Raw genomic sequence first — 6089 nt, 5'->3', positions numbered from 1 at the left:
ACCTCCACGACGGTAACGCGCGTGCCCAGCTTCTGGTACATCATCCCCAGCTCCATCCCGATCACGCCCCCGCCGATGATGGCGAGCGACGCAGGCACTTCCGTCAGGTCCACGGCCTCGCGGGCGGTGATGACGCGCCCGCCGTCCGGCTCGAACCCCGGCAGCGTCGCCACGCGCGCGCCCGTGGCGATGACGATGGCCTTCGCCGCGGTCACCGGGCGCGTGGAGCCGTCCGCGGCCGTGATCTCCACCGCGTCGCGACCGATCAGTCGCGCGGTGCCAGCCGCGATGTCGCCGCCCGCGTTGCGGATGAGCGTCGCCACGCTGCCCGTGAGCCGCTGGACGATGCCGGCCTTCCACTGCTGCGTGGCGGCGAAGTCGATCTCCGGCTCCCCGATGCGGATGCCCATCGTCCCCGCGTGGCGGATCTTGTCCACCAGGCCGGCGGCGGAGATGAGCGCCTTGGACGGGATGCATCCCCAGTTCAGGCACACGCCGCCCACGTTCTCGCGCTCCACCACCAGCGTGCGCACGCCCAGCTGTCCCAGTCGGATGGCCGCCGTGTACCCCGCCGGCCCTCCGCCGATCACGATCGCGTCGTATCCGCTCGCGTTCATCCTCGCCTCCATGGGCAGCATGCGACCGATCGGTCGCGTCAAGATCAAAAAAAGAGAGGGCGGCGCCGTTCAGGCGCGCACCCGCTCGTCCAGGTACGTCCGCATGGCGTCGGCCGCGCGGTGCGCGTGCACCCCGTCGTTGTACAGCCGCGAGATGGCCACGCCGCCTTCCAGCGTGCAGATCAGGAGCGTGGCCAGCGCGTCGCCGTCCACGTCCGCGCGCACCTCGCCGCGCGCGATGCCCTTGCGCACGGTCTGGCGGATGAGCGTGCGCAGGCCGTCCATGGCCGTGCGCGCGCGGTCGCGCAGGGCCGGGCTCTCGGCGTCGTCCGTCTGGACGGCCGTGTTCATCATGGGGCAGCCGCCCGGCACCGGCGGGTCGTCGTGCAGCCGCGCGAACACGTCGACAATGCCGTTCAGCCGCTCGACCGCGTGCTCACGCCCCTCGAGCGAGGTCGAGAAGCGCGCGGCCATCTGCCCCACGGCGTAGTCGAACGCCTCGAGCGCCAGCGCTTCCTTGCTCTCGAAGTGCCGGTAGATGCCGCCCTTTTGCAGCCCGGTGGCCTGCATGATGTCCGCCATCGACGCGCCCGCGAACCCCTGCCGGTTGAAGAGGGCCGCAGCCTGGCGGAGGATGTTCTCGCGGGTCTGGGTGCCGTTGCGCATTGCCGAACCGCAGGGAATAGGGAACAGGTAATAGGAATAGCCTGCAACTGCACGAGACCGATCGGTCTCAAAGATGATGCGGGAGCTGGGCAGCGTCAAGGCTTTCGCGCGACACAGGCCCCCAGCCGGAGCGGGTAAACCCGCCGCTCGGACAGCGGTAAGCCCTGTCTCGCGCCGACGCGCTCTGCGAACAGGGCTTCAACCGACCGGACCGTCGCCCCGGTGCACACACGGCGGCCTCCACCGGGGCAGTCCGCGCAGGCGGACTTCGCGACTTTCCAGCGGCGAATTCATTCGCTCCTGGTTCCGCTCGGGCTCGGCGACGGTCGCGTTCTCCGTTCGCCAACCAGATCCGACGATTCCGCCAATCCGCCCGATTCCGCCGATCGCCGATCCCGCCTACAGTTCCAACTCCCACGTCTCCGCGACGAAGGGGTGGCCGAACACGTGGTCCTGGCGCTCCACCGCGACGCATCGGAAACCGCGATCCGCGTAGATGCGACGCGCGGCGTGCAGCAGCTCGTTCGTGAACAGCGTGATGCGCCGATATCCCGCCTCGCGCGCGAAGGCGATGCACGCGTCCACGAGCGCCGCGCCAATGCCCAGCCCGCGCGCGGCCGGATCCACCAGCAGCAGCCGCAGCTTGGCGACACCCGCCTCCGGCCCGCGCGTCAGGAACACGCACCCCACCGGCTGTCCGTCGCGCTCCGCGATCCAGCCGCGCTCGCACGCCGCGTCGAAGTCGCGCACGAAGTTCTCGGCGGACTGCTCCACGAGCCGCGCGAAGGTCTCGCCCCAGCCGTACTCCTGGACGTAAAGCTCACGATGGCGCTGTACGACCCACGTCATGTCCTCCGCCAACGCCTCACGGAGCAGGAATGGATCGGAGCCCTGGGATTCGATGTTCATCACGTTCCCGGTCATCTGCGTCATGGTTCGCGGATGGTCGCCTGTGCGCCGCTGAAAGTGCGGCAAGGGCGGGCCTCGCGCGAGTCCGATGCGGGTCCGGATCGAGCGTGGTGGCAAAGTCCGCGACGCCGGAGCGATTGAAATCGCCGCTGGAAATTCGCGAAGTCCGCCTGCGCGGACTGCACCGGCGACGCCCTGCTCGGGCTCATTCTCCCGTCGGGTGGTGGCCCGTGTTGGTGCTTGAAGCCCCGTTCGCAGAGCGCGTCGGCGCGAGACGGGGCTTACCGCTTTCCCAGCGGCGGCTTTAGCCGCTCAGGCTGGAACTCACCCCCGCGCGTACGGAATCGCCCTACGCGACCGTGCGCGATTGCCGGATTGGGCGGCTTCGCGCATCTTGTTATCCTTGCGTGCGTTCCGCATCGCGACGACCCGTTGATCCGCATCCGCATGGAATCCCAGTCCCTTGGCCTGTTCGTGGCGTTCAGCGCCGGGCTGCTCAGCTTTCTCTCGCCCTGCGTGCTGCCGCTGGTGCCCAGCTACGCCACGTTCATCACGGGCATGAGCCTGGACGAGCTGGCGCAGGCCGAGGAGCGCCGCGCCCGCCGCGCCGTCATCGTGCACGGGCTGCTCTTTGTCTCCGGCTTTACGGCCGTGTTCCTGGCGCTGGGCGCGTCGGCCACGTTCCTGGGCTCGCTGGTGAACTACGCCAGCCGCGGCGTGGAAGTGGTGGGCGGCGCGCTGCTGGTGCTCTTTGGCCTCTACCTGCTGGGGCTGCTGCGGCTTCCGGGCGCCGGCCGCGAGTGGCGCATGCACCTGGCCGACAAGCCCGCCGGCTACCTGGGCACCGTGCTCGTGGGCATCACCTTCGGCGCGGGATGGACGCCGTGCATCGGGCCCGTGCTGGGCGGCATCCTTACGCTTGCCGCCACCCGCGGGACCATGGGCCAGGGAATGGGCCTCCTGGCCGTCTACTCCGCCGGGCTGGCCATCCCGTTCCTGGTGAGCACGGTGCTCATCGAGCGGTTCATGGGCGCGTTCATGCGCCTGCGAAAGTGGCTCAAGTGGATCAACCGGATCAACGGCGCCATGCTGCTGCTGCTGGGCCTGCTGATGATGTCGGGCGAGTTCTCGCGGATGGCGGCGGCGATGGCCGGATGGACGCCGGAGTGGCTCTCGTCCAAGATCTGACGCGGGCGTAAACGCTTGCGCCGGTTGCCGCCGCGGGTCAGATTCGGACCCGCGGCGGCTCGTTTATTCACACTGGACTCGACCTTTTGGCCATGCCCCAGCAGATCCGAATCCTCCTGGTGGACGACCACGCCGTGCTGCGCGCCGGCCTGCGGGCGCTGCTGGAGGCGGAGCCCGGGTTCATCGTGGTGGGCGAGGCGGGCACGGGCGAAGAGGCGGTGATGAAGGTCCCGCAGATTCGCCCCGACGTGGTGGTGATGGACCTGTCCATGCCCGGCATGGGCGGGCTGGAGGCCGTGCGGCAGATCAACGCGCTGGGCCTGCCCACGCGCGTGCTCGTGCTGACGATGCACGGCGAGGAGGAGCACCTGCTGCCCGTGCTGGAGGCGGGCGGATCGGGCTACGTGAACAAGCGCAGCGCCGACGAGGAGCTCATCGAGGCCATCAAGACGGTGGCCGGCGGCGACGTGTTCCTGTATCCCAGCGGCGCCAAGCTCCTGCTGCGCGGCCTCAAGCAGAAGGCCGAGCCGGGCGAGGACGATCCGCTGGAAAAGCTCACAGAGCGCGAGCGCGAGGTGCTGGGGTTCACCGTGGAGGGGTTCAGCAGCAGCGAGATCGGAAAGAAGCTGTTCATCAGCCCCAAGACGGTGGACACGTACCGCGCCCGCATCATGGAAAAGCTCAACCTGCACCACCGCAGCGAGCTGGTGAAGTTCGCCCTGCGGCGCGGGCTGCTCAAGGCGGACAACTGAACGGGCCCTCACGGGGAGCCCTCACCCGCTCTCCCAGGCTCGCACCCTCTCCCGCAAACTGCGCGGGAGAGGGTATAAACTTCGAACGGAGCCCGGGGCGCGTGAGAACGCTCATGCGGTAAACGCAGTTCTCCCTTCCCCCATGCAGTTTATGGGGGAAGGGTTGGGGATGGGGGGCGCCCGGCGGGCCGGCAGAACGTCCGCCGAACCACCCGGAGCTGAATTGCACGAAGTTTCCGCCGCGAACCTCGCTCGGGCACGGGGGTACCCGGTCCGATCCAGAGCCAATCCACCAGACGGAAGATAGAACGTTGGCGCGCAGGGTCGTCATCACGGGCGTGGGGATGGTCACGCCGCTGGGGAACAACGCCGCGGACACGTGGGAGGGCGTCAAGGCCGGCCGGTCCGGCGTGGGCCGACTCACCAAGTGCGAGCTGCCGGGCATCGCGCCCGAGATCGCCATCGCCGGCGAGGTCAAGGGGTTCAGCCCGGAGCCGGTGCTGGACCGCAAGGACGCGCGGCGCATGGACTGGTTCATCCAGTACGCCCTCGTGGCCGCGGACGACGCCATGCGCTCCGCCGGCTTCGACGGGCTGCAGCCCGTCCCCGACCCCGACGAGACGGGCACCATCGTGGGCAGCGGAATGGGCGGCCTGATCTCCATCATGGAGACGGCCGACATGGCGCGCGACAAGGGGCTCAACCGCGTGTCGCCGTTCTTCATCCCCGCCAGCATCATTAACCTGGCCAGCGGGCAGATCGCCATCCGCACGGGCGCGCGCGGACCCAGCTACGCGCCCGTGAGCGCGTGCGCCAGCAGCAACCACGCCATCGGCGAGGCCTTCCACGCCATCCAGCGCGGCGACGCCCGGATGATGCTGGCCGGCGGCACGGAAGCGTGCCTCACGCCCATCTCCTACGCCGGCTTCGCGGCCGCGCGCGCGCTGGCCAACCAGTACGACGCGCCCGAGACGGCGTCGCGCCCGTTCGACCGGCGGCGCAGCGGCTTCGTGCACGGCGAGGGCGGCGGCATCCTCGTGCTCGAGGACCTGGAGAGCGCCCGGGAGCGCGGCGCGCCCATCCTGGCCGAGATCATCGGCTTCGGGATGAGCGCCGACGCGTTCCACATCACCGCGCCGCCCGAGGACGGCGGCGGCGCGGCGCTGGCCATGAAGCGCGGGCTGCGCAGCGCGGGGATCGCGCCGGAAGAGGTGACGTACATCAACGCGCACGGCACGTCCACGCCCGTGGGCGACCTGGCGGAGACGCGCGCCATTCGCCGCGTGTTCGGGGCGCACGCGGACCGGCTGGCCGTTTCGTCCACCAAGTCGATGATCGGCCACGCGCTGGGCGGCAGCGCGTCGATCGAGGCGGGCGTGTGCGCGCTGGCCCTCAGGCACGGCGTCATCCCGCCGACGATCAACCTGACGGACCCCGATCCCGAGTGCGACCTGGACTACGTGCCCAACACGGCGCGCGATCAGGCGCTGGACGTGGTGATCAGCAACTCGTTCGGCTTCGGCGGGGCGAACACGACGCTGGTGATGCGGAGGTTCGACGGCTGACTGCAGGGAATAGGTGATAGGGAATAGGGAATAGCCTGCAACTGCGGGTTGCAGGGGAGAGCCTGCGACTGCGGGGAATAGGGGAACAGCCTGCGACTGCTGATGCGGTTGCGGGCTGTTTCGCGTGGGGGAGGATGCTTACGGAGTTCCAGCGAAGATGCGGGGTTCTACCGCGGGCGGAGGGCCCCCTCCCCCCGGCCCCCTGCCCCCGCTTCGCGGGGGAGGGGGAGAACTTCGTCGCATGGATCGGGTTGCCGAGCAGCAATTAGCCCGTAGAAGTATACACCCTCTCCCGCGCAGTTTGCGGGAGAGGGTGCGAGCGACAGCGAGCGGGTGAGGGCCCTACCGCCCCGCCCCCGTCATCCGCCGCACCTCCGTCAGCCCCTGCTGCG

The 6089-nt window shown here is 69.6% G+C and carries 6 protein-coding genes; 3 read left to right on the top strand and 3 right to left on the bottom strand.

Annotation, left to right across the window (positions count from 1 at the left end; translation table 11 throughout):
• From VFZ20_RS01340 to VFZ20_RS01330, 3 genes are all read right to left on the bottom strand, one after another.
• A partial coding sequence (locus tag VFZ20_RS01340; RefSeq protein ID WP_329682011.1) for an FAD-dependent oxidoreductase occupies positions 1 to 617 on the bottom strand: 617 nt, incomplete at its 3' end.
• A 69-nt stretch (positions 618 to 686) separates the two neighbouring features.
• Positions 687 to 1283, bottom strand: coding sequence for a TetR/AcrR family transcriptional regulator (locus VFZ20_RS01335; protein WP_329682010.1), 597 nt, complete (start codon positions 1281 to 1283; stop codon positions 687 to 689).
• A 399-nt stretch (positions 1284 to 1682) separates the two neighbouring features.
• Positions 1683 to 2216 carry a GNAT family N-acetyltransferase gene (locus VFZ20_RS01330; RefSeq protein WP_329682009.1) on the bottom strand — a complete coding sequence of 178 codons (534 nt, stop codon included), beginning with the start codon at positions 2214 to 2216 and terminating at the stop codon, positions 1683 to 1685.
• A gap of 423 nt (positions 2217 to 2639) precedes the next feature.
• Between VFZ20_RS01330 and VFZ20_RS01325 the strand changes: the two genes are divergently transcribed.
• The 3 genes from VFZ20_RS01325 (at position 2640) to fabF (ending at position 5697) form a co-directional block, all read left to right on the top strand.
• Positions 2640 to 3380, top strand: a complete 741-nt coding sequence (locus tag VFZ20_RS01325) for a cytochrome c biogenesis CcdA family protein (protein ID WP_329682008.1) — start codon at positions 2640 to 2642, stop codon at positions 3378 to 3380.
• 92 nt (positions 3381 to 3472) lie between these two features.
• A complete protein-coding gene (locus tag VFZ20_RS01320; RefSeq protein WP_329682007.1) occupies positions 3473 to 4132 on the top strand; it encodes a response regulator transcription factor in 660 nt (219 codons plus the stop codon).
• A gap of 311 nt (positions 4133 to 4443) precedes the next feature.
• Positions 4444 to 5697: a beta-ketoacyl-ACP synthase II gene (gene fabF / locus VFZ20_RS01315; RefSeq protein ID WP_329682006.1), complete on the top strand. Its 1254-nt coding sequence runs from the start codon at positions 4444 to 4446 to the stop codon at positions 5695 to 5697.
• Positions 5698 to 6089 lie beyond the last annotated feature (392 nt).

The sequence above is a fragment of the Longimicrobium sp. genome, assembly GCF_036280135.1.
GTDB lineage: Bacteria > Gemmatimonadota > Gemmatimonadetes > Longimicrobiales > Longimicrobiaceae > Longimicrobium.
Note: the sequence above shows the minus strand (reverse complement) of the source record. Positions and strands in the feature narration are given on the sequence as shown.